Genomic DNA, 22,719 nt, shown 5'->3' with positions numbered 1-22,719 from the left:
GCGCGCGGCCCGTTCGCCGCGCACCCATTGGCCTACAACTCGGGTGCGCTCACACCCGTACGAGTGAGCGCGTCGACGACGGCGTCCACGACCGCCTCGACGCCGGGCACCCAGGGGGCGGCTGAGCCGGGCAGTGGGGCGCGCTCCCAGCGGACGGGCCCCTGACCCGTGCCGGAGGGGGGCAGGGCGAGATAGCCGCCCTCGCCGTGGAAGCGGAGCGAGCCGGGGACGTAGTCCTTGGCGTAGAGCAGCTCGCCCAACTGGGCCAGGGAGTAGGGCGCGACGAGCACATAGAGGCGGCTCTCCGTGGCGACCACCGGGCCGAGCCTGATGCCCGCCTCGTCGAGCGCGGCGAGGGCGCGCGCGCCCGCGTCCACGGGGAGGCTGACGGCGCAGGGGGCGCGGCCTCCCGTGGCGAGCACGATCGGGGCACCCGGGCGGTTGGTCCACCACCAGCGCACCATTCGCTCATCGGTGGTGGCGGCGAGCAGCCCCGGGTCGAGGGGGTGGGCGCCCGGCACCACACAGTCGGGGTCGGGGCAGGCGCACCTGCTGCCGTCACGCCGGTCGAGACCGACGCCCGGCAGGACGGGCCACCGCCACGCGGTCGCGAAGGTCAGGGCCGCGCCGATCTGTCCGGTACTCCGGCCGGGCTTCCTTCCCATTCGCCAGGACAGGAGCCTGCGTCGCCTTCCGAGGATCTCGCGCATGAGCGCTCGTTCCTTTCCGTTGCACGCCGGCGTGTGACGCCGGGGAGACTGCGGGCCACATCACACCAAGTGTGGATCACTACACCATGCGTGGATCGCTTCGATCACTTCGTGTGGATCACTTCGCTGTACGTACGAGCTGGCACATCCGACCCCAGCCTGCGGCATGGGGAACCACTCTGAACCGAGCGTTGACGTGGCGTGGGGTGGCGGCGCCTGGCGTTTGCCGTCGCGCGATATTGCTTGCCGCCTCCCCCACGGGAGGATGGGGCACGGTCGTCGTGAGTTAAGACGTCCGGCTCCTCCGCGAGGTTCCGGACGGGTCCCAACTGCCCCTGGTCATCACTGAGTACGTACCCAGCACGACCGCCGCAACGCTCTGCGGAACAACGTCAGTCGACCGCAATATGCCATAACCCGGCGCGGTTTTCAGCCAACTTAACAAGATCATTTACTGGGCTCAGAATTCCCACGGACACCAGGAATCCCAGCTGGACAATGCTGGACATCCCCTCACCAGGGCGTGTACATCTGGAGACATTGCTGCCGGCGCAGAATGACATGGGGGTTTGCGATGCTATTGAGCATTACGCACCGGCCGGAAAGCCGTAAGCCATGAACGCCCCGCACCTTCCGAAAGTGGCCGGAATCGATTCCACTGTTCCGCCACCCGCCCACACTGTCGCGCCCACCGCGCCCACCACGCCCGAACCGGCGGCCTCCCCCACCCCCTGCGCCCCCGGCGCCGTGCTCCAGGACCGCCTCGCGGGCTGGGTCTCCGACCTCACCACGCTGCACGAACTCACCGAGCGGCTCGCCCGCACGAAGACCCTCGGCGAGGCCCTGCGAGAGCTCCTGGGGGCCGGCGCCGCCCTCGTCGGCGCCCGGCGCGGCCTCGCCGTCCTCGAACCGGCCGACGGGCTCGGCCCGGACACCACGACCGGCCTGGAGCTCACCCGCGCCGAGCTGGGGCACATCGAGACGGTGCCGCGCGGCGCGACGTCGTACGGCCGGATCCTGGACGCCCCGACGGCCGGCGCCCCCGGCCCCGCCACCGAGATCGTCCAACCCGACCTGCTCGCCGACGACGGCCTCGACCCGCGCCACCGCGAGGTCGCCTCCCGCCTCGGCTACGCCGCGAGCTACGCGCTGCCCCTGGCCACCGAGGCGGCGGGCCGGATCGGCGCCGTGGTCTGGCTGTACGACGAGCCCGCCGAGCCGGCCGAGCGCAGACGCCACCTCGCCGGGCGCTACGCGGCCTACGCCACCGAGCACCTGGCCCGCCTGCTGGAGCTGGACCGGGCTCGCGCCACCACCGCGACCCTGCGCGAGGAGCTCATGCCCGCACGGCTGCCGCGGGTCGCCGGGGTGCAGCTCGCCGCACGGCACCGCACCGGGCCGCGCGGCGGCGGCGACTGGCACGACGCGCTGCCGTTGCCGGACGCGGCGCTCGGCCTCGCGGTGGGGTCGGTCACCGGGTCGGGGCCCAGCGCCGTCGCCGCGATGGGGCGGCTGCGGGCCTCCCTGCGGGCGTACGCCGTGATGGAGGGCGAGGACCCCGTCGCCGTACTCTCCGATCTGGAGCTGCTGCTGCGGCTCACCGAACCCGCGCGGTCCGCCACCGCCCTCTTCGCCTACTGCGAGCCCGCCCTGCGCAAGGTCGTGCTCGCCGGGGCCGGGCACAGCCCGCCGCTGATCATCGGGGAGCGGCGCACGGAGTTCGTGGAGACCTCCCTGTCCGCGCCGCTCGGGATGCTCGCCTGCTGGGAGGCGCCGAGCGTGGAGATCTCCCCGGAGCCCGGAGAAACGGTGCTTCTCTATACCGACGGCCTGCTCCACCGCACCGGGGAGGCGATGGACCGGGCGTTCGCGCGGCTGCACGCGGCGGCGGCGAGCGTGCCCAAACCCCTCAGGGACGACCCGGGCGCCATCGCCGACCACGTCCTGCGCACGGTCCTCCCGGACGGGCTCGACACCGTGGACGACGAGGAGGACGTGGTGCTCCTCGCGGCCCGCTTCGCGTGAGGCCACGGCCACGCGCGGTAAGTGGTCTTACGGCCCTGGGCCCCCTTCCGTACGCCCGTACGATGGAGGGTGGCCCAGTGTCGTACCTAGGAGGCAGACCGTGTCGGACGCTCTCAACCCGGAGACCCCGGCGATCCCGGAGGAGACCGAAGAGGAGCCGATCAAGCAGCGGAAGAACGGCCTGTACCCCGGCGTGTCCGACGAGCTCGCCGAGAGCATGAAGTCCGGCTGGGCCGACACCGAGCTGCACGACCTGCGGCCGATCCCCCAGGCCGAGAACACCGCGGCCCGCCGCGCCGCGCTCTCCGCGCGCTTCCCGGGCGAGCGCCTCGTGATCCCCGCGGGCAACCTCAAGACCCGCTCGAACGACACCGAGTACGCCTTCCGCGCCTCCGTCGAGTACGCGTACCTCACCGGCAACCAGACGGAGGACGGCGTCCTCGTCCTGGAGCCGACCAAGACCGGCCACGACGCGACCATCTACCTCCTGCCGCGCTCCAACCGCGAGAACGGCGAGTTCTGGCTCGACGGCCAGGGCGAGCTCTGGGTCGGCCGCCGCCACTCCCTGACCGAGGCCGAGAAGCTGTACGGCATCCCCGCCTCCGACGTGCGCGAGCTGCCCGAGGCGCTGCGCGAGGCGACCGGGCCCGTCCGTGTCGTGCGCGGGTACGACGCCGGCATCGAGGCCGCGCTGACCGACAAGGTCACCGCCGAGCGCGACGAAGAGCTGCGCGTCTTCCTCTCCGAGGCCCGTCTCGTCAAGGACGAGTTCGAGATCGGCGAGCTCCAGAAGGCCTGCGACTCGACCGCGCGCGGCTTCGAGGACGTCGTCAAGATCCTCGACAAGGCCGAGGCGACGAGTGAGCGCTACATCGAGGGCACGTTCTTCCTGCGCGCCCGCGTCGAGGGCAACGACATCGGCTACGGCTCCATCTGCGCCGCCGGTCCGCACGCCACCACGCTGCACTGGGTGCGCAACGACGGAGCCGTGCGCTCCGGAGAGCTGCTCCTGCTCGACGCGGGTGTGGAGACGCACACGTACTACACGGCGGACGTCACCCGCACGCTGCCGATCAACGGCCGTTTCAACGAACTCCAGAAGAAGATCTACGACGCCGTGTACGAGGCCCAGGAGGCCGGCATCGCGGCCGTGAAGCCGGGTGCCAAGTTCCGCGACTTCCACGACGCCTCGCAGCGTGTGCTCGCCGAGAAGCTGGTGGAGTGGGGCCTCGTCGAGGGTCCCGTCGAGCGCGTCCTGGAGCTGGGCCTCCAGCGCCGCTGGACGCTGCACGGCACCGGTCACATGCTCGGCATGGACGTCCACGACTGCGCCGCCGCGCGCCGTGAGTCGTACGTCGACGGCACGCTGGAGCCCGGCATGTGCCTCACCGTCGAGCCCGGCCTGTACTTCCAGGCGGACGACCTGACCGTGCCGGAGGAGTACCGCGGCATCGGCGTGCGGATCGAGGACGACATCCTCGTGACGGAGGACGGCAACCGGAACCTCTCGGACTCGCTGCCGCGGCGTTCGGACGAGGTCGAGGCGTGGATGGCGCGGCTCAAGGGCTGAGAAGGGCTGAGAGAGGCGCGGGACACGACTGGCGCTCCCCTTTGGGAGGGGGGCGCGTCAGGCCGTCATGAGCGGTGCGCCCTCGCGCCACTTGAGCATCTTGTCGAAGCTGATCACCGCGCCGCCACCCGTGCCCGGCTTGTTGCCGAGGTGCACGTGGTCGGCGAGTTCCCTGATGAGGCAGAGGCCCCGGCCGTGCTCGTCCGTCTCCGCGGCGGCCGGGCGGGGCGCCTGCGTCGGACAGCCGCGCGACGCTCCGGGAAAGCCGGGGCCCGAGTCGGCGACCTCGATGCGGCACTTCTCGCCGTCCAGGTAGGCCGTGACGCGGTAGGCGCCCGTCCCGCCCGCGGCACCCGCGCCGCCGTGCTCCACGGCGTTGGCACAGGCTTCGCTGAGGGCGAGCGACAGGTCGAAGGAGACGTCGGGATCCACGCCCGCCGTCTCCATCGTGCCGATCAGCAGGCGGCGGGCGAGCGGAACGCTCGCAGCTTCGCGCCGCAAATGGAGAGACCACCAGATGCTCATGCTCCAGCCTCCTGGCTGCGGCTCGACATACCGATACGTATTGCCGCAAGGGCGTGTGGATAAGCGCCCCGGCGGCGTGATGCCGCCCATACGGCGGACGCGCGGCTTGCGCGGCTCGTGTAGGACGGCGGCTCGGCGGGCGCCCCACGCGGGCATGAGGCAGGCACAGCCGTGCTCATCCGTGCTCATCGTCTGGAACGGGACCTTCCGGACCTGCCGTACGCACCGGGTGGGCCCAGTGCGATGATGGCCCCGCCATGAACGCCCCCCACCAGCGCCAGCCGCGTGACGGCGCCGATCTCTGGCTGCTCAGGGCCGCGATGTTCGCCGCGGTCTGTGTCGTGCTGTCCGCCGGGGGCCATGTGCTCGCTTCCTGCGTCGCCGTCCCGCTGTGGACGCTCGGCGCGGGCTTCCTCGCCGTCCTCGCGGTCGCGCTGCCGCTCGCCGGGCGGGCCCGTTCGCTGCCCGGCATCGCCGCGCTCCTCGCGGTGGGCCAGGTCGGGCTGCACGCGCTGTTCGGCCTCGGCCAGCACGGCACGGCCGCCGCCGCTCCGGTGAGCGGTGACCCCTCCCTGGTGGAGCGGGCCGCGCGGCTGGTCTGCGGGGCGGGCGCGGCGACGATCACGCCCGCGCAGGCCCACCGGATCCTCACCACGGCCGGGATCACCCCGGGCGGGGGAGGGGGCGGTTCGGCCGTGCACCACCATGGACAGTCGGCCGCCGCCGCGCACTCGGTGGGCTCGGCGCACTCGGCGGGCTCGATGGGCGCCATGGCGCTCCTGCCCTCCCTGCCGATGCTCGTCGCCCACATCCTCGCGGCCGTCGCCGCGGGCTGGCTGCTGCGCCGTGGCGATCTCGCCCTGCTCCGGCTCGTCCGGCTCGCGCACGGGGCGCACGGGGTCGCCGAGGCGGCGCTCGTACGTTCCTTGCGCTCGGCCCTCACCCTCGTACGCGCCCTGCGGGCCGGTCTGCCCGGAGCGCCCGGGACCAGTGGGCCGCAGGCTCCGTGCACCGCGCTGCTCCCGCCACCGAGGCCGCGCATGGTCACGCTGGAGGACGCGGTGATCCGCCGCGGCCCGCCGGCCGGCGCCCGCGACATCGAACTCGCTGCCTGACGCGACGTACTCCACTCAGCGGTACGGAGGGGTCGCTCGGCACGCACGCGCGCGTACCCGCCAACCAGGCCGCGCGCATCCCCCTCGTACTGAGTACCGGGCGCTGTGCTCTGCGTACCGCACGTTGCGTACCGCACCTTGCGTACCGCGTGCGCGCCGCTCACCGCGTACTCGTCACACCTGCCGAAAAGTGGAGTGTTTCCCTGATGAAGATGTCCCGCATCGCCGCCGTCGGCACCGTCGCCGCCTCCGCCGTCCTCGTGCTCGGCGCGCCCGCGTTCGCGCACGTCAGCGTCTCGCCGGAGGGTGAGGCCGCCAAGGGCGGTTACGCGACGGTCAACTTCAAGGTGCCGAACGAGATGGACGACGCCTCGACCAACAAGCTCGAGGTCTCCTTCCCCGGCGACCACCCGCTCGCCTCCGTGATGACGCAGCCCGTCCCGGGCTGGACCGCGAAGGTCACCAAGGGCAAGCTTGACAAGCCGCTGGAGATCCACGGCAAGAAGATCGACGAGGCCGTCACCAAGGTCACCTGGACCGCCGACGGCAAGGGCATCCGGCCCGGCACCTTCCAGAAGTTCCCGGTCTCCATGGGGCAGCTGCCCGAGGACACCGACGAGCTCGTGTTCAAGGCCGTCCAGACGTACGACAACAAGGAAGTCGTCCGCTGGATCGAGCCGCAGCAGAAGGGCCAGGAGGAGCCGGAGCACCCCGCGCCCACCCTCCAGCTGACGGCCGCGTCCGACGACCACCACGGCTCGGGCACCGCGTCCGACGACGCGAAGTCGGACCATGCCAAGGACGACGCGAAGTCCGAAAGCACCGCCTCCGACTCCTCCGAGAGCAGTGACACCGTCGCCCGCGTCCTCGGCATCGTCGGCATCGTCGTCGGCGCCGCGGGCCTCGCGTTCGGCCTTCTCGCCAAGCGCCGCGGCGCCACCGGCTGACCCGCCGGGCCCGTCATCCTTCGGGGTGCGCCGGGGCGGCCGACGCCTGCCCCGGTGCACCCCGGCCCCCTCACATCTGGGACATTTTCGTATGCGCACGAAGAGCACGAAGAGCACGAAGAGCACGAAGAGCACGAAGAGCTCCACGAGCACCAAGGGCACCAAGAGCACCGAGAAGAAGCTCGCCGCCGCTGCCCTGCTGGCCGTGGCCGCCTTCACCCTGACCGCCTGCGGCGGCGGTGACGACAACAAGAAGCCGGTCGCCGACGTCTCCATGGAGACCGACTCGGGCAAGGCGGCGACGGTTCTGGACAAGCCGTTCGAGAAGCCGGACCTCGTCCTGACCGACACCCGGGGCAAGAAGTACGACCTGCGCGAGGAGACGAAGGGCCGGCCGACGCTGATCTACTTCGGCTACACGCACTGCCCCGACGTCTGCCCCCTGACGATGAACAACATCGCGGTCGCCAAGAAGGCCCTGCCCAAGGCCGACCAGGAGAAGCTGAAGGTCGTCTTCGTCACGACCGACCCCAAGCGCGACACCCCCGCCGAACTCGGCAAGTGGCTCAAGGGCGTGGACGCCGACTTCACCGGTCTGACCGGCGACTTCGCGACCATCCAGGCCGGGGCCCGCCAGCTCGGCATCAGCATCGAGCCGTCCCAGAAGGACAAGAACGGCAAGATCGTCTCGGTGCACGGCAAGCAGGTCATCGCCTTCTCGCCGAAGACCGACGTGGGGTACGTGCTGTACGGCGAGGAGGCCACCGCGGGCGACTACACCAAGGACCTCCCGAAGCTCATCAAGGGGGCGACTCCGTGAGCCGCGGCACCGCAGTAGGCACCGCCGTCCGCACCGCCGTCCGTCGCCGTGCGCTCCTCGGCGGGGCGATGGCGCTGGCGGCGGCGCTCACCATGGCGGGCTGCGGCGACGACTCGGGCCCGGACGCCGGGACGGCGAAGAAGCCACGGCTCGAGGTCGGCGGGGCGTACATCCCCGAGCCCACCATGGACGACATGGCGGCCGGCTTCTTCACGCTCACGAACAAGGGCGGCGCCGACCGGCTCACCTCCGTCACCAGTGACATCGCGGGCACCGTCACCCTGCACAGCACCAAGGACGGCGCGATGAAGGAGCAGAAGTCCTTCGCCGTGCCCGCGGACGGCGAACTCGTCCTCGCGAGCGGCGGCAACCACCTGATGCTCGAAAAGCTCAAGCGCAAGCCGAAGCGGGGCGAGAAGGTCGCCATGACGCTGCGCTTCCAGAAGTCGGATCCGATCACGATCGAGGTGCCGGTCAAGGAGGCGACGTACCGCCCCGGGCAGCAGCACGACAGCGGCTCGAACGCCTCGCACGGCACTCATATGTCGCATACGTCGCTTACGACGCACTGAGGGACGGACCGTTGATGCAGACCATCGCTCCCCGCTCCAGGAACGTTCCCCGGGCCGGAGCCGCTCCCCGCCTCTGGCGGCTTCTTCTCGTGCTCGTCGCCATGACCGGCGCGTTCCTCGCCGGCGCCGCGCCGGCCTCCGCGCACGCCGCGCTCACCGGCAGCGACCCGAAGCAGGGAGCGGTGGTCGACGAGGCCCCCGCCCAGGTGAAGCTCACCTTCTCTGAGAAGGTCGCCATGGCGGACGGCTCCGTGCGGGTGCTCGCCCCGTCCGGCAAGCGCGCCGACACCGGCAAGACCACCGACCTGGGCGCCAACACGTACGGCGTGAAGCTCCGCAAGGGCCTGTCCGACGGCACCTACACCGTCGCCTACCAAGTCGTGTCCGCCGACAGCCACCCCGTCGCCGGTGCCTTCACCTTCTCCATCGGCGCGCCCTCCGCCACAAAGGCCACCCTGCCCGACCAGGAGGCGGGCGGTGGCCTCGTCGGCGTGCTCTACGACATCGCGCGCTACCTCTCCTACGGCGGGTTCATCCTGGTCGTCGGCGGCGCCGCCTTCGTGCTCGGCTGCTGGCCGCGCGGCGCGGGGGTACGGCCCGTGCAGCGCCTCGTGACGTACGGCTGGGTCACGCTCACCGGCGCCACGCTCGCCCTGCTCCTGCTGCGCGCCCCCTACACCGGCTCCGGGAAGCTCGCCGACGCCTTCGACATGGGCGCGCTCGGCGACGTGCTCAACACCAAGACCGGCGCGGCCCTGGTCTCCCGGCTGCTGCTGCTCGCCGCCGCCGCGCTGTTCATCGCGGTGCTCTTCGGGGCGTACGTGAAGCGCGACGGGCCGGACGAGGCCGCCGCGAAGAAGGACCTCACCTTCGGGCTCGCCATCGGCGGCACGGTCGTCGCCATCGGCATCGCGGCGACCTGGGCGATGGCGGAGCACGCCTCGACCGGGATCCAGGCGGGCATCGCGATGCCCGTCGACGTGCTGCACCTGCTGGCCGTCGCCGCCTGGCTCGGCGGGCTCGCGGCGCTGGTCGTCGCGCTGTTCCGCACGTCCTCGGTGGAGGCGGCGGCCGTGCGGCGGTTCTCGCGCGTGGCGTTCACCAGCGTCGTCGTACTGGCCGCGACCGGGCTCTACCAGTCGTGGCGGCAGGTCGGCTCGTGGTCGGCGCTGACCGGTACGTCGTACGGGCAGCTGCTCCTCGTCAAAATCGGCCTGGTCGCAGTCCTGGTGGGCGTCGCCTCCGTCTCGCGGCGCTGGACCGGCCGGATCACCTCCGAGGCGGGCGGCGTCGCACCCGAGGCGGCGGCGGCCGCGGTGGTCGAGCAGCGCGCCGCGAAGAAGTCGGTCACGGTGACGGCCCCGGCCGGGGAAGCGGCTGACACCGCCGGTGCGGGCGGCTCCAAGGACTCCAAAGACTCCGAGGACTACTCCGGGGACTCCGAGCGCTCCGCCCAGCTCGCGCGCCAGCGGGCGGCCATGGCCACCGCGCGCGAGAAGCGCATCCGCGACGCCGACCCGCACCGCTCCGGGCTGCGCCGCTCGGTGCTCACCGAGGCGGGCGTCGCCGTCGTCCTGCTCGCCGTCACGACGGCCCTGACGACCACCGAGCCGGGCCGCACGCAGGAGGAGGCCGCCAAGGCCACCGCCGCCGTGGCCGAGGCGCAGCGCTCGGGCCCGCTCACCCTGAAGGTGCCCTTCGACACGGGTGGCCAGGACGGCAAGGGCACCGTGCGCCTCGAACTGGACCCGGGCCGCACCGGCAGCAACGACCTGCACGTCTACGTGAAGCGGCCCAACGGCAGCGCCTTCGACATCCCCGAGGTGAAGGTCTCCTTCACCCTCAAGTCGAAGGACCTGGGCCCGCTGCCCGTCACACCGAGCCACATCGGCACCGGACACTGGACGGCGAGCGGGGTGCAGATCCCGATGGCGGGCGACTGGAAGATCGCGGTGACCGTGCGGACCTCCGACATCGACCAAGTGACCCTGAACAAGAACACGCAGATCGGCTGAACAGGCATGACGGACAACGGGATTTCCAGGCGGCGGCTGCTCGGCACCGCCGGTGCCACCGGTCTCGCGCTCGGTGCGGCGGGTGGCGCCGTCGGGTACGCGGCGGCACCCTCGGCCGGGTCGGGCTCGTCCGGCGCGTCCGGCGCGTCGAAGGCCGCCCTGGCGTCCCTCGGCGCGGACGAGGTGATGTTTCACGGGAAACATCAGTCCGGCATCACCACGCCTCCGCAGTCCCGCGGCCATCTGGTCGCCTTCGACCTGACCTCGGGCGCGAGCCGCAAGGAGGCGGCGGCCCTGCTGCGCCGCTGGTCGGCGGCTGCCGAGCGGCTGATGGCGGGCGAGCCGGTCGGCTCCGACGACACGGCGGTCGCGCGGGACGCCGGCCCCTCCTCCCTCTCCGTCACCTTCGGCTTCGGCGCCTCCTTCTTCTCCCGCACGGGTCTGGAGAAGCGGCGCCCGGCCGCCCTGGATCCGCTGCCCGACTTCTCCTCGGACCACCTGGACAAGGCGCGCAGCAACGGCGACCTGTGGGTGCAGATCGGTGCGAACGACCCGCTCGTCGCCTTCCACGCACTGCGCGCGCTCCAGAAGGAGGCGGCCGGGGTGGCGCGGGTGCGCTGGCAGATGAACGGCTTCAACCGCTCGCCCGGTGCCACCGCGCACCCGATGACGACACGCAATCTGATGGGCCAGGTCGACGGCACGAACAACCCGAAGCCGACGGACAAGGACTTCGACGAGCGGATCTTCGTGCCCGCCGACGGCGACCCCGCGTGGATGGCGGGGGGCTCCTACGCCGTCGTACGCCGTATCCGGATGCTCCTCGACGTCTGGGAGAAGCTCGGCCTGAAGGAGCAGGAGGCGGTGATCGGGCGGCACAAGAAGGACGGCTCGCCGCTGACTGGCGGCACGGAGACGACCGACCCGGACCTGGAGAAGACGGGCCCGGACGGCAGGGTCCTGATCCCCCTCAACGCGCACGCCCGCATCACCCGCCCCGATCAGAACGGCGGTGCGGCGATGCTGCGCAGGCCGTTCTCGTACCACGACGGCTTCGACGCGCACGGGGAGCCGGACGCGGGTCTGCTCTTCGTCTGCTGGCAGGCCGACCCGATGCGCGGGTTCGTGCCGGTGCAGCGCAAGCTCGACCGGGGGGACGCCCTGTCGGAGTTCATCCGCCACGAGGCGAGCGGCCTCTTCGCGGTGCCGGGCGGAGTGGCGAAGGGCGAGTACGTGGGGCAGCGGCTGCTGGAGGAGTGAGGGAGGGCCCTGCCTCGGCATCGGACGGGGGGCTTACGGGCGGTGCCGACTTACGGGCGGTGCGGGTGCCGCTTTGTGAGACGCATGAGCCGTGTCACGTCGGGCCCATTAGGGTGACGGTATGTCGGCGACGCGCTACACCTATCTCGGCCCCGAAGGCACCTTCACCGAGGCCGCTCTCCGTACGCTGCCCGAGGCGGCCGCCCGGGAACTCGTCCCGATGGTGTCCGTCCCGGCCACGCTGGACGCGGTCCGCAGCGGCCAGGCGGCGGCCGCGCTCGTGCCGATCGAGAACTCGGTCGAGGGCGGTGTCACCACCACGGTCGACGAACTCGCCAAGGGCGAACCGCTGATGATCTACCGCGAGGTCGTCCTGCCGATCACCTTCGCGCTGCTCGTGCGTCCGGGCACGGAGCTCAAGGACATCAAGACGGTGACCGGCCACCCCGTGGCCCAGCCCCAGGTCCGCAACTGGCTGGCCGCCCACCTTCCCGACGCCCTGTGGGAGTCGGCCGCTTCTAACGCCGACGGTGCGCGCCTGGTCCAGGAGGGCCGCTTCGACGCGGCCTTCGCCGGGGAGTTCGCGGCGGTCACGTACGGCCTCGAACCGCTGGTCAGCGAGATCCACGACGCGGCCAATGCCGCCACCCGCTTCGTCCTGGTCGGCCGCCCGGCCCGCCCCGCCGCGCCGACCGGCGCCGACAAGACCTCCGTGGTCATCTGGCTGGGCGACGACCATCCCGGTGCCCTGCTCGAACTGCTCCAGGAGTTCGCCGTACGGGGCGTCAACCTCATGCGGATCGAATCGCGCCCGACCGGTCAGGGCATCGGCAACTACTGCTTCTCGATGGACGCCGAGGGACACATCACGGACCGCCGTGTCGGCGAAGCCCTGATGGGGCTCAAGCGGATCTGCCCGCAGGTGCGCTTCCTCGGCTCGTACCCGCGGGCCGCGGTGACCCCGGCGGATGCGCGGCCGCTGCGGCCCGGTACGTCGGACGGCGAGTTCGCGGCGGCCTCGGACTGGTTGACGCGCTGCCAGGACGGTCGTTTCTAGCCACTTCGGGGCACTGATGACTCTGCGGCACCCGGGGGAAGCCTCCGGGTGCCGTTCCTACCTGCAGATTTACGTCGTCCACAGAAGTTATCCACAGGCGCGCATCTCGACCTGGGGACAAGTCGACAACCAAGCGCGACATGGTCGACAAATCTGCTCACAGCCCTCAAGTCCGTCCACAGTCCCGCACGTCACCCCTCGTCCACCCTTTTCCATTGATCAACTCTTTGGGGGGAACCATTTCCACTCGAAAGTGGGTGAGGGGTGGGTTTGGGAAGGGAATGCTTCGCCGGACTCGCGGCTTTCGGAACAGCCACGTCCGGCATCCACAGATCTTTCGCACACCCTGTGGATAACTCCCCGGAGGTAGTCATTCCTGTGGACAACCGGCGTGGACAGAGGCCTCAAGTCCCGCCTCCCGCAAGGGGGTCGGGTCAAGAGGGCAGGCGCGCTCTGCCCCTTTCGGGGAGTGGCGTCCCTTTTATTGACCGGGCGTCCGCGTTTGCCCTGACGCGCTTTTCCGGCCGCGCCTACCGCGCTTGATCTCCGTGGATTTATTCCGGCAAACCGGTCATAACGTACGCAATGGAATATCGGGTCGTGGCCCGGAACCACGCAACGGTAGCCTTGAGGGGTGATTGACCTTCGCCTGCTCCGTGAGGACCCCGACCGTGTTCGCGCCTCCCAGCGCGCCCGTGGAGAGGACGTCGCGCTCGTCGACGCCCTGCTCTCCGCCGACGAGCGGCGCAGGTCGTCCGGCGTCCGCTTCGACGAGCTGCGCTCCGAGCAGAAGGCGCTCGGCAAGCTGATCCCGAAGGCCTCGCCCGAGGAGAAGCAGGAGCTCCTGAAGAAGGCCGGCGAGCTCTCCGCCGCGGTCAAGGCGGCCGACGCCGCCCAGGACGAGGCCGACGAGGAGACCAAGCTGCTCCTCCAGCAGCTGGGGAACATCGTCCACCCCGACGTCCCGGTGGGCGGCGAGGAGGACTTCGTCGTCCTGGACACGATCGGTACCCCGCGCGACTTCGCCGCCGAGGGCTTCGAGCCGAAGGACCACCTGGAGCTCGGCGAGGCGCTCGGCGCCATCGACGTCGAGCGCGGCGCGAAGGTCTCCGGATCGCGCTTCTACTACCTCACCGGCGTCGGCGCCCTCCTCGAGCTGGCCCTCGTCAACGCGGCGATCGCACAGGCGACCGAGGCTGGGTTCATCCCGATGCTGACGCCGTCCCTGGTCCGCCCGCGCGCCATGGAGGGCACGGGCTTCCTCGGTCAGGCCGCGGAGAACGTGTACCACCTGGAGAAGGACGACTACTACCTGGTCGGCACCTCCGAGGTCCCGCTCGCGGCGTACCACATGGACGAGATCATCGACGCCGACAAGCTGCCTCTGCGGTACGCGGGCTTCTCGCCCTGCTACCGCCGCGAGGCCGGCACATACGGCAAGGACACCCGCGGCATCTTCCGCGTCCACCAGTTCGACAAGGTCGAGATGTTCTCGTACGTCGACCCGGCCGACGCCGAGAACGAGCACAAGCGGCTCCTCGAGTGGGAGAAGCAGTGGCTGACCGGCCTCGGCCTGCCCTTCCAGGTGATCGACGTGGCGACGGGTGACCTTGGCGCCTCGGCCTCGCGCAAGTTCGACTGCGAGGCGTGGATCCCCACCCAGGGCAAGTACCGCGAGCTGACCTCCGCGTCGAACTGCGACGGCTTCCAGGCCCGCCGCCTGTCCATCCGGTACCGCGACGGCAAGAAGGTGCAGCCGCTCTCGACGCTGAACGGCACGCTCTGCGCCGTCCCGCGCACCATCGTGGCGATCCTGGAGAACCACCAGCAGGCCGACGGCTCCGTGGTGGTGCCCGAGGTGCTGCGGCCGTACCTCGGCGGACGAGAGATCCTGGAGCCCATCGCCAAGTGAGCCAGCCAGCTCCGGCCACGCCGTCCTTCCCTTACAAGCTCGTCGCGACCGACCTCGACGGGACGCTGCTGCGGCCCGACGACACGGTCTCCATACGGACGCGAGAGGCGCTCACCGCGGCCACCGCGGCGGGCGCCGCGCACATCGTCGTCACCGGCCGTGCCGTGCCCTGGACCCGGCACATCCTCGACGACCTCGGCTACGACGGCATAGCGGTGTGCGGGCAGGGCGCGCAGGTCTACCACGCGGGGGAGCACCGGCTGCTCACCTCGGTGACGCTCGACCGGCAGCTCGCGGGCCTGGCGCTGGCGAAGATCGAGGCGGAGATCGGCCCGCTCGCCCTGGCGGCGAGCCGTGACGGCATCGACGGCGAGGTCCTGGTCGGGCCGGGGTACGCGGTGCAGGACGGCCCCCTGCCGAGCATCCCCTTCACGGAGATCGCCGACCTGTGGGCCGCCCCGCTGAACAAGGTGTACATCCAGCACCCCGGCCTCGACGACGACGCGCTCACCGACGTGGCACGTCAGGTGGCGGGCGATCTGGTCGGCGTGACCATGGCCGGCGAGGGCGTCGTCGAACTCCTCCCGCTCGGCCTCTCCAAGGCCACGGGCCTCTCCCTTGCGGCCCGCCGCCTGGGCGCGAAGGCCGCGGACACGATCGCCTTCGGCGACATGCCGAACGACATCCCGATGTTCGCCTGGGCGTCCCACGGCGTGGCCATGGCCAACGCCCACGAGGAACTCAAGGCGGTAGCCGACGAGGTAACGACGTCGAACGAGGCGGACGGCATCGCGGTGGTCCTGGAACGCCTGCTGGGTTGAACGGGACGGCGACGGCCCTCTCGGGGCCGGCCACCTCCAGCCGGACCGGAGCTCTGAGCCTGACGGACGGCCCTCTACGGCTCGCCCGGCTTTCAGCGGGACAGACGGCCCTCTACAGCTCGCCCGGCCTTTGAGCAGGACAGACGGCCCTCTACAGCTCGCCCGGCCTTGGAGCAGGACAGACGGCCCTCTACAGCTCGCCCGGCCTTTGAGCAGGACAGACGGCCCTCTACGGCTCGCCCGGCTCTTGAGCAGGACGGGTTACCTCCTCAGCCCGGCCGGTGCTTTGAGCCGACGGACGGCCGTCCCCGGCCCGGTCGGCTTTGAGGCCGGAAAGGTCACTTCTGGCCCAGGCCCACCTGGTGTTGCGCGGGGCGGCCACTCCTGGCCCAGGCCCACCTGGTGTTGCGCGGGGCGGCCACTCCTGGCCCAGGCCCACCGGCCTCGAGCGGGACCGGCATCTTCAGCCCGTCCGGCGTTTGAGGACGAACTCGGCGGAGCCGGTGACGGGCGCCGCCCCCGGTTCCGGGCGCCGATATCCGCCCAAGCCCAGTGCAACGTCCCGCGGAGGATGCGCGGATCGAACGCGCGCAGGGCGTCAGCCCTGACGACGGCTTAGCAAGCCGCTGCCTTACCACTCGGCCAATCCTCCGGGTGGGCGGCCCGCGCAGCAAGGTGATCTGCGCGCTCGAAGCGGCCGCCCCGGGCATCTCCCCCTGAGCGGAACTCGACGGAGTGAGTAACTACTCCGGAGCCTGCCGCGGGCTGCCCTGCCGGGAACTCGACGGACTACTGACGGACACGTCGGCTCCTCTCCCGGACGGTGAGCGCCAGGTGCTGGCGCGGTGACATCAACCACTGTGCCCGCACCCGGAGTTCACCGCCACCGAATAACCCGCTACTCCTCCCCGGCCAGCTTCAGCGACCGCAGCTTCTGCCCCGCGAACCAGGTCGTGGCCACGGTGACGACGACCAGCAGGGCCGTCGCCGTCGGCAGGCCGACGTCGGAGGTGATCAGGTCGCCGTCGCCGACCTTCTGGGCCACGGCGAGGGACCACTGCTGCACGCTCAGCGTCCGCGCACCCACGACCAGCGACCCGAAGAGTGCCTCCCACACCAGGGCGTAGACCAGTCCGAAGACCACGGCGTGCCGGGTGATCGTGCCGAGGAGCAGGAAGATCGCGGCGTATGTGATGGAGGCGACCAGCGCCGCGATCGTGTACGCCACGGCGATCTGCTGGCCGTTGCCGTTGAGGATCATCCCCGCGATGAACGTGGGAATGGCGGAGAAGGCCATGGTCACGGCTATGGCGACGATCAGCTTGGTGAAGATGATCGTCGGCCGCTTGACCGGCTTGGACAGGAGATAGACGACCGAGCCGTCGTCGATCTCCGGGCCGATGGCGCCCGTGCCCGCGATGACACCGATGATCGGCACCATCGTGGCGAGCGCGAAACCGCCGAGGACGTCGACGGCCACTTGGTCGTCGGCGCCGCTGAAGCCGCGTACCGCACCGGCGATGACGATCAGCAGGACGGGCAGGGCGAAGAGGATCAGAGCCCGGCGGCGGCCGAGCAGGGCCCGGTAGGTGAGCCGGGCGACTGTGGGGTCGTACACGATCGCTCCTTCAGGCCGCGACGAGGTAGGAGAAGACCGACTCGAGGGACTCGTCCGAGGGCGAGACCGTCAGAAGCCGGATGCCGTGCTCACGCGCGACGCGGGGGAGCAGCGCCGTGAACCGGCCGAAGTCGACCGCCTGGATGCGCAACGCGCCCTCCTTGAGGTCGACTTCGATGCCGGCCGTCGACGGATCGGCGATCAGCGCGGCGGCCAGGGCACGGTCGTCGCTGGAACGGATCAGGTAGCGGTGGGGCCGGTCGGTCATCAGCCGGCGGATCCTGCGGAAGTCACCGCTCGCCGCGTGCCGTCCGGCGACGATCACCTCGATGTGTGAGGCCAGTTGCTCGACCTCTTCGAGGATGTGCGAGGAGAACAGGACGGTGCGGCCCTGGGCGCCCATCGTCCGCAACAGTTCCATCAGTTGCATGCGCTGGCGCGGGTCCATGCCGTTGAAGGGCTCGTCGAGCAGCAACACGGATGGGTCGTGGACCAGGGCGGAGGCCATCTTCACGCGCTGGCGCATGCCCTTGCTGTACGTGGAGATCTTCCGGTCCTGCGCGTACTCCATCTCGACCGTCGCGAGGGCCTTCTTGGCGGCGCGCTCGTCCAGGCCGTGCAACTCGGCGTTGGCGACGACGAACTCGCGGCCGGTGAGGAAGTCGTACATCGCCTCGCGCTCGGGGACGATGCCGATCTCCTTGTAGATCTGTTCGTTGCGCCAGATCGGCCTGCCGTCGAGGGTGACGCTGCCCGTGGAAGGGGCGAGGAAGCCACCCATCATGTTGATGAGCGTCGACTTGCCCGCGCCGTTCGGACCGAGGAGCCCCGTGACTCCCGGGCCGATGTTCATGGTGATGTCGTTGACGGCGACCACGTTCCCGAACCAGCGTGAGGTGTGGTCGATGTTGATCGTGGTCACAGCCCGACCTTTCGGTAGCGGCGCATCATCGCGCCGTAGCAGCCCGCGATGAGGCCGAGGACGACGAGTACGTAGACGACGCCCACGCCGGACGAGGGGCCTTCTCCTCCGGGGAAGGCGGAGGTCGCGCCGAGGAAGGCGGTCTGTACGCCGTCGATGAGCGTGATCGGCGAGAAGAGGCCCAGCCAGGCGATGGCCCCGGTGCTGCCCTGTTCGTAGGCGATCGCCTGGACCGTGGACACCGCGCCGTAGGTGATGGTCAGGACGGCGATGACGGCGGCGATGCCGAAGCCGCGGCGGGGCGTGATCGCGGAGATGATGAGGGCTATGCCGGAGAAGAGGAGGGAGAGCAGCGCCACGGAGACCAGGCCTTGCGCGAAGCCCTTCGTCTGGTCCGCGAAGTCGAGCTTGGCGAGCAGCGCCCCCACGTAGAGCACGAGCAGCGGGGCGGCCGTGAGGATGAAGAGGGCCGACGTCATCGCGGCCAGCTTCGAGAGGACGTAGTCACCGCGCTCGATGGGGCGTGAGAAGTAGAGCGGCACGGTCTTGAAGCGCAGGTCGCGGGAGACGGTCTGGGGCGCCTGGGCGGCGAGGAAGAGGCTGATGACGGCTTGTAGGACGATCGCGTAGCGCGTGTAGTCGACCGGGAGGTCCTTGGCCTTGGTGGCTACGGCGACCGCCACCATGATCGCGGCGGGGAGGCACATCACCGCGAAGAGGATCATGGGCAGGACCTTGGACTTCGCGGAGCGCCCGAGGCCGTACGCGCCGCGCAGGCTCTGGGAGAAGAGGGAGCGGCGGGCGTAGGCCCGGCCGAGGCGCGGGCCGTCGTAGTTCCGGTACCCGATGTTGTGGATCTGGGTGGACTCACTGCTCATCGCGTCCGCCTCCTGTCTGCTGTGCGGTGGCGGCCCACGTGGCGGCGTGCTCGGAGCCCGGCTCCGGACGCGCGTGCTGGTCCTGATGCCGGTCTTGATGCCGGTCGTCGTCCTGGTCCTGGTCCTTGAAGACCTCGGCGATGTGGTGCCTGCGTTGTTCCATCCGGACCAGGCCGAGGCCGAGGTCGGCGACGAGGTCCCGCACGAGGTCGTACGTCTCCTCGCCCTCGGCGGTGAGCAGGATCGTGTGGCCCGCGCCGGGCAGCTCGCCGCCGGTCCGGGTGTCGATGCCGCGTCCGGTCAGCGCCGCCCGCAAGGCTCCGGTGCCGTCGGGGTGTTCGTCGGTGTCCGTGACCTCGACGGCCAGGGTCGTGGTGGTCTGCGTGAAGTCGGTGGTGGAGCTGGACCGCAGGAGCTTGCCGCCGTCGATGACGACGACGTGGTCGCAGGTGCGCTCCAGCTCGCCGAGGAGGTGCGAGGTGACGAGGACCGAGATGCCGAAGTCGGTGTGGACGCGGCGGATCAGGCCGAGCATCTCGTCGCGTCCGACCGGGTCCAGGCCGTTCGTCGGCTCGTCCAGGAAGACCAGTTGGGGGTCGTGGACGAGGGCCTGGGCGAGCTTGACGCGCTGCTTCATGCCCGTCGAATAGCCGCCGATGGGGCGGTAACGCTCCTCGTACAGCCCCACGTGCCGCAGGGTGTCCGCCGTGCGCTCGCGGGCCGCGGTGGGCGGGAGCCCCGACATGCGCGCCATATGGACGACGAACTCGGTGGCCGAGACGTCGGGTGGCAGGCAGTCGTGCTCCGGCATGTACCCCACGCGTTCGCGGATCTCGCCGCCGCTGGTGGCGACGTCGAGGCCGAGCACGGCGGCGGTGCCCTCCGTGGCGGGGGACAGACCCAGCAGGATCTTGATCAGAGTGGACTTGCCGGCGCCATTGGACCCGACGAGTCCGGTCACGCCGGGCTCGATGTCCATGGAGAGCCGGTCAAGCGCGGTCACCCTCGGGAACCGCTTGCTCAGGCTTTCGGTCGCGATCACAGTCACGTTTTCGACGGTAGTGGCGCAGGCCACACCAGTCGTCAGACCACGGGCTTGCCCTGCTCTCACTCTGGAGTATTACGGGCCCGTAAGGGTCGAACGGAGGTCTACCCCTGGGGGAACTTCCGGACCTCTCCCGCAGGCTCGGGCAGAACTATTGACGCAGCCGCCGAGCATTGTCACATTCATCAGTGTCAAGTTACGACCGCGTACGGCGACGAGCCGGACACGGGATGGACCGGGCTCGGGACGGACGGTGGCATGACCTCAGCAGTTGCAGGCGAACTCTCCGCGGAACTGCGGGGGTTCAGGGAAGTGCAGAGCCTCGCGTATGAATGCGCGGAGGCGGTCGCGGCCCAGCTCAAGCCGGGTGTGACGGAGCGCGGGGCCGCGCGGATGCAGCGCGAGTGGCTCCGGGAGCGGGGCGTGCGGGACTGGTTCCACCTGCCCTTCGCCTGGTTCGGCGACCGCACGGCGTTCGCGAACTTCCGGATACCGCTGCAGTTCTTCCCCACCCACCGCGAGCTGGAGCCGGGGATGCCCTTCATCCTCGACATGGCCCCGGTCTACAAGGGCTTCACGGCCGACATCGGCTACTCCGGCTGTCTGGGCCTCAATCCCGTGCACGACAAGCTGTTGGCCGACCTGGAGGCGCACCGCGAGCTGATCCTGCGCGAGGTGCGCGAGCGCCGGCCGCTGCGCGAGATATACGAGGACGTGGACCGCCTCATGGTCCGCCAGGGCTATGCCAACCGTCATCGGGCGTATCCCTTCGGGGTCATCGCGCACAAGGTCGACCGGGTCAAGGAGCGTCGCCTGTCACCGCACCTCTTCGGGTTCGGCACGCAGTCGCTCAAGGGCCTGGCGAGCGACGCCCTCCGGGGCCACCGGGAGGGCTGGTCACCGCTGTGGTCCCCCTACAAGTTCTCCGACCACCCGCCTCGGAAGGGGCTCTGGGCGGTCGAGCCGCACCTCGGATTCAGGGGTACGGGCGCGAAGTTCGAGGAGATCTTGGTCGTCACCGACTCCAAGGACCCCGAACAGAGCGCGTTCTGGCTGGACGACGATCTGCCGCATGTGCGGCGCTGGGCTGAGGAGAGGGCCGCCGCATGACCACCGGAGCGGACACGGAGAAGATGAGGGACGCGCGCGAGCGCTGGGTGCGCACGGGCGGGGTGGAGCTGTGCGTCGCCGAGCTGGGCGACCCGGAGCGGCCCACCGTCGTGCTCGTGCACGGCTATCCGGACTCCAAGGAGGTGTGGTCCGAGGTCGCCGAGCGACTCGCCCCCCGCTTCCACGTCGTGCTGTACGACGTGCGCGGGCACGGCAGGTCGACCGCGCCGCGACCGCTGCGCGGCGGCTTCACCCTGGAGAAGCTGACCGACGACTTCGTGGCGGTCATCGACGCGGTCAGCCCGGACAGGCCGGTGCACGTGGTGGGGCATGACTGGGGCTCGGTGCAGTCCTGGGAGTTCGTCACGGTCCAGCGGACCGAGGGGCGGATCGCGTCCTTCACGTCGATGTCAGGGCCCTCGCTCGACCATTTCGGGCACTGGATCAAGAAGCGGATGTCCCGGCCCACCCCGCGCCGGGTCGGTCAGCTGCTCGGCCAGGGCGCCAAGTCCTGGTACGTGTACATGCTGCATACGCCCGTGCTCCCGGAGCTCGCCTGGCGCGGCCCGCTCGGCAAGCGCTGGCCCAGGATCCTTGAGCGCGTGGAGAAGGTTCCGGCGGGCGACTATCCGACGCCGTCCCTGCCCCAGGACGCCGCCCACGGCGCCTGGCTCTACCGCGACAACATCCGCGCGAGGCTGCGCAGGCCCCGCGCCGATGCGTACGCCCACGCGCCCGTGCAGCTCATCACGCCCTCCGGTGACGTCTTCTTGTCCGAGCGGCTCTACGACGACCTGGAGCTGTGGGCCCCCCGGCTGACCCGGCGGACCCTGCCGGCCAAGCACTGGGTGCCGCGCACCCGCCCCGACCAACTGGCGGCCTGGATCAGCGAGTTCGTGACCTCCAATGAGGACGGCATGCCGGCCAAGGACAGCCGGGCCACGGGGAAGCACGCCGACCGGTTCGGCGGCCAACTCATCCTGGTAACCGGCGCGGGCAGCGGCATCGGGCGGGCCACCGCCTTCGCGTTCGCCGAGGCGGGGGCGCGTGTGGTGGCCGTCGACCGGGACGCCGAGAGCGCGGCCCGCACCGCGGAGATGTCCCACCTGATCGGTGCTCCCGAAGCCTGGGGCGAGGCGGTCGACGTGAGCGACGAGCAGGCCATGGAGAAGCTCGCCGAGAAGGTCGCCAGGGAGTACGGCGTCGTGGACGTCCTGGTGAACAACGCGGGCATCGGCCTCTCCGGCTCCTTCCTCGACACCAGCACCGAGGACTGGCGGAAGGTCCTGGACGTCAATCTGTGGGGGGTCATCCACGGCTGTCGTCTGTTCGGCAAGCAGATGGCCGAGCGCGGCCAGGGCGGCCATATCGTCAACACCGCTTCGGCAGCGGCGTACCAGCCCTCCAAGGCGCTGCCCGCCTACAGCACATCCAAGGCCGGCGTCCTGATGCTCAGCGAGTGCCTGCGCGCGGAGCTGGCGGGGCAGGGCATCGGGGTCTCCGCGATATGCCCGGGCTTCGTGAACACGAACATCACCGCGACGGCCCGCTTCGTCGGTGTCGACGCCGTCGAGGAGAAGCGCCGCCAGAAGCGCACCTCCCGGCTCTACGGCCTGCGCGACTACCCGCCGGAGAAGGTCGCCGACGCCATCCTGCGTGCCGTCGTCGGGAATCAGGCGGTCGTCCCGGTCACCCCCGAGGCCCGCGGCGCCCATCTCATGTCCCGCTTCACACCGAAGGCCCTGCGGGCGATAGCCCGGTTGGAGCCCCCGTTGTGAGCGAGGCACGGGGGAGGAA

Annotated in this window: 19 protein-coding genes and 1 tRNA gene; 13 read left to right on the top strand and 7 right to left on the bottom strand. The window is 70.7% G+C overall.

What is annotated here, in order from left to right:
• Positions 1 to 32: 32 nt before the first annotated feature.
• Complete coding sequence (locus ACF062_RS23890; RefSeq protein WP_392141020.1) at positions 33 to 710, bottom strand: bifunctional DNA primase/polymerase; 678 nt, start codon at positions 708 to 710, stop codon at positions 33 to 35.
• Positions 711 to 1,325: 615 nt separating this feature from the next.
• Between ACF062_RS23890 and ACF062_RS23885 the strand changes: the two genes are divergently transcribed.
• Entirely contained in the window at positions 1,326 to 2,735 is a 1,410-nt protein-coding gene (locus ACF062_RS23885; protein WP_392141018.1) for a PP2C family protein-serine/threonine phosphatase, read from the top strand.
• 100 nt (positions 2,736 to 2,835) lie between these two features.
• Complete coding sequence (locus ACF062_RS23880) at positions 2,836 to 4,305, top strand: aminopeptidase P family protein (RefSeq protein ID WP_392141016.1); 1,470 nt, start codon at positions 2,836 to 2,838, stop codon at positions 4,303 to 4,305.
• Positions 4,306 to 4,362: 57 nt separating this feature from the next.
• On the opposite strand, the gene ACF062_RS23875 is transcribed toward ACF062_RS23880, so the two are convergent.
• Positions 4,363 to 4,830 carry an ATP-binding protein gene (locus ACF062_RS23875; protein ID WP_320590503.1) on the bottom strand — a complete coding sequence of 156 codons (468 nt, stop codon included), beginning with the start codon at positions 4,828 to 4,830 and terminating at the stop codon, positions 4,363 to 4,365.
• 257 nt (positions 4,831 to 5,087) lie between these two features.
• Between ACF062_RS23875 and ACF062_RS23870 the strand changes: the two genes are divergently transcribed.
• The 9 genes from ACF062_RS23870 (at position 5,088) to ACF062_RS23830 (ending at position 15,349) form a co-directional block, all read left to right on the top strand.
• Positions 5,088 to 5,945, top strand: a complete 858-nt coding sequence (locus ACF062_RS23870; RefSeq protein WP_392141014.1) for a hypothetical protein — start codon at positions 5,088 to 5,090, stop codon at positions 5,943 to 5,945.
• A 206-nt stretch (positions 5,946 to 6,151) separates the two neighbouring features.
• Positions 6,152 to 6,892, top strand: a complete 741-nt coding sequence (locus ACF062_RS23865; protein ID WP_392141012.1) for a YcnI family protein — start codon at positions 6,152 to 6,154, stop codon at positions 6,890 to 6,892.
• A 91-nt stretch (positions 6,893 to 6,983) separates the two neighbouring features.
• Entirely contained in the window at positions 6,984 to 7,712 is a 729-nt protein-coding gene (locus ACF062_RS23860) for an SCO family protein (protein ID WP_392141010.1), read from the top strand.
• 68 nt (positions 7,713 to 7,780) lie between these two features.
• Positions 7,781 to 8,284, top strand: coding sequence for a copper chaperone PCu(A)C (locus ACF062_RS23855; protein ID WP_392141214.1), 504 nt, complete (start codon positions 7,781 to 7,783; stop codon positions 8,282 to 8,284).
• Positions 8,285 to 8,298: 14 nt separating this feature from the next.
• The gene (locus ACF062_RS23850; RefSeq protein WP_392141008.1) at positions 8,299 to 10,299 is read left to right on the top strand and encodes a copper resistance CopC/CopD family protein; all 2,001 of its coding nucleotides are present in this window, start codon (positions 8,299 to 8,301) and stop codon (positions 10,297 to 10,299) included.
• Between the two features lie 6 nt (positions 10,300 to 10,305).
• Positions 10,306 to 11,559 carry an iron uptake transporter deferrochelatase/peroxidase subunit gene (gene efeB, locus ACF062_RS23845; RefSeq protein WP_392141006.1) on the top strand — a complete coding sequence of 418 codons (1,254 nt, stop codon included), beginning with the start codon at positions 10,306 to 10,308 and terminating at the stop codon, positions 11,557 to 11,559.
• 121 nt (positions 11,560 to 11,680) lie between these two features.
• Positions 11,681 to 12,616, top strand: a complete 936-nt coding sequence (pheA, locus tag ACF062_RS23840; protein WP_392141004.1) for a prephenate dehydratase — start codon at positions 11,681 to 11,683, stop codon at positions 12,614 to 12,616.
• A gap of 634 nt (positions 12,617 to 13,250) precedes the next feature.
• A complete protein-coding gene (serS, locus tag ACF062_RS23835) occupies positions 13,251 to 14,528 on the top strand; it encodes a serine--tRNA ligase (protein WP_392141002.1) in 1,278 nt (425 codons plus the stop codon).
• A complete protein-coding gene (locus tag ACF062_RS23830) occupies positions 14,525 to 15,349 on the top strand; it encodes an HAD family hydrolase (RefSeq protein WP_392141001.1) in 825 nt (274 codons plus the stop codon). The genes serS and ACF062_RS23830 overlap by 4 nt, the downstream gene beginning before the upstream one ends.
• Before the next feature lie 565 nt (positions 15,350 to 15,914).
• Here the strand turns inward: ACF062_RS23830 and ACF062_RS23825 are convergent.
• From ACF062_RS23825 to ACF062_RS23805, 5 genes are all read right to left on the bottom strand, one after another.
• Positions 15,915 to 16,001, bottom strand: a tRNA-Ser gene (locus ACF062_RS23825).
• A gap of 246 nt (positions 16,002 to 16,247) precedes the next feature.
• Positions 16,248 to 16,967 (bottom strand): ABC transporter permease, encoded by a 720-nt coding sequence (locus ACF062_RS23820; protein ID WP_392140999.1) that lies wholly within the window; start codon positions 16,965 to 16,967, stop codon positions 16,248 to 16,250.
• Positions 16,968 to 16,977: 10 nt separating this feature from the next.
• A complete protein-coding gene (locus ACF062_RS23815) occupies positions 16,978 to 17,889 on the bottom strand; it encodes an ABC transporter ATP-binding protein (protein ID WP_320590499.1) in 912 nt (303 codons plus the stop codon).
• Positions 17,886 to 18,767, bottom strand: coding sequence for an ABC transporter permease (locus ACF062_RS23810; protein ID WP_392140997.1), 882 nt, complete (start codon positions 18,765 to 18,767; stop codon positions 17,886 to 17,888). Before ACF062_RS23810 ends, ACF062_RS23815 begins: the two co-directional genes overlap by 4 nt.
• Positions 18,757 to 19,842 carry an ABC transporter ATP-binding protein gene (locus tag ACF062_RS23805; protein WP_392140995.1) on the bottom strand — a complete coding sequence of 362 codons (1,086 nt, stop codon included), beginning with the start codon at positions 19,840 to 19,842 and terminating at the stop codon, positions 18,757 to 18,759. The genes ACF062_RS23810 and ACF062_RS23805 overlap by 11 nt, the downstream gene beginning before the upstream one ends.
• Positions 19,843 to 20,070: 228 nt before the next feature.
• On the opposite strand from ACF062_RS23805, the gene ACF062_RS23800 reads away from it, so the two are divergent.
• Together ACF062_RS23800 and ACF062_RS23795 are read left to right on the top strand one after the other, a co-directional pair.
• A complete protein-coding gene (locus ACF062_RS23800) occupies positions 20,071 to 20,922 on the top strand; it encodes a M24 family metallopeptidase (protein ID WP_392140994.1) in 852 nt (283 codons plus the stop codon).
• The gene (locus ACF062_RS23795) at positions 20,919 to 22,700 is read left to right on the top strand and encodes an SDR family oxidoreductase (protein WP_392140992.1); all 1,782 of its coding nucleotides are present in this window, start codon (positions 20,919 to 20,921) and stop codon (positions 22,698 to 22,700) included. Before ACF062_RS23800 ends, ACF062_RS23795 begins: the two co-directional genes overlap by 4 nt.
• Positions 22,701 to 22,719 lie beyond the last annotated feature (19 nt).

The organism is Streptomyces sp. NPDC015345 (genome assembly GCF_043078805.1).
GTDB lineage: Bacteria > Actinomycetota > Actinomycetes > Streptomycetales > Streptomycetaceae > Streptomyces.
The sequence above is the reverse complement of the archived record's forward strand: the minus strand, read 5'-3'. Positions and strand labels throughout refer to the sequence as shown.

Coding starts and splice junctions, on each gene's coding strand:
- ACF062_RS23890 (WP_392141020.1), bottom strand. CDS start 710: ATGCGCGAGATCCTCGGAAGGCGACGCAGGCTCCTGTCCTGGCGAATG.
- ACF062_RS23885 (WP_392141018.1), top strand. CDS start 1,326: ATGAACGCCCCGCACCTTCCGAAAGTGGCCGGAATCGATTCCACTGTT.
- ACF062_RS23875 (WP_320590503.1), bottom strand. CDS start 4,830: ATGAGCATCTGGTGGTCTCTCCATTTGCGGCGCGAAGCTGCGAGCGTT.
- ACF062_RS23870 (WP_392141014.1), top strand. CDS start 5,088: ATGAACGCCCCCCACCAGCGCCAGCCGCGTGACGGCGCCGATCTCTGG.
- ACF062_RS23865 (WP_392141012.1), top strand. CDS start 6,152: ATGAAGATGTCCCGCATCGCCGCCGTCGGCACCGTCGCCGCCTCCGCC.
- ACF062_RS23860 (WP_392141010.1), top strand. CDS start 6,984: ATGCGCACGAAGAGCACGAAGAGCACGAAGAGCACGAAGAGCACGAAG.
- ACF062_RS23855 (WP_392141214.1), top strand. CDS start 7,781: ATGGCGCTGGCGGCGGCGCTCACCATGGCGGGCTGCGGCGACGACTCG.
- ACF062_RS23850 (WP_392141008.1), top strand. CDS start 8,299: ATGCAGACCATCGCTCCCCGCTCCAGGAACGTTCCCCGGGCCGGAGCC.
- efeB (WP_392141006.1), top strand. CDS start 10,306: ATGACGGACAACGGGATTTCCAGGCGGCGGCTGCTCGGCACCGCCGGT.
- pheA (WP_392141004.1), top strand. CDS start 11,681: ATGTCGGCGACGCGCTACACCTATCTCGGCCCCGAAGGCACCTTCACC.
- ACF062_RS23810 (WP_392140997.1), bottom strand. CDS start 18,767: ATGAGCAGTGAGTCCACCCAGATCCACAACATCGGGTACCGGAACTAC.
- ACF062_RS23800 (WP_392140994.1), top strand. CDS start 20,071: ATGACCTCAGCAGTTGCAGGCGAACTCTCCGCGGAACTGCGGGGGTTC.
- ACF062_RS23795 (WP_392140992.1), top strand. CDS start 20,919: ATGACCACCGGAGCGGACACGGAGAAGATGAGGGACGCGCGCGAGCGC.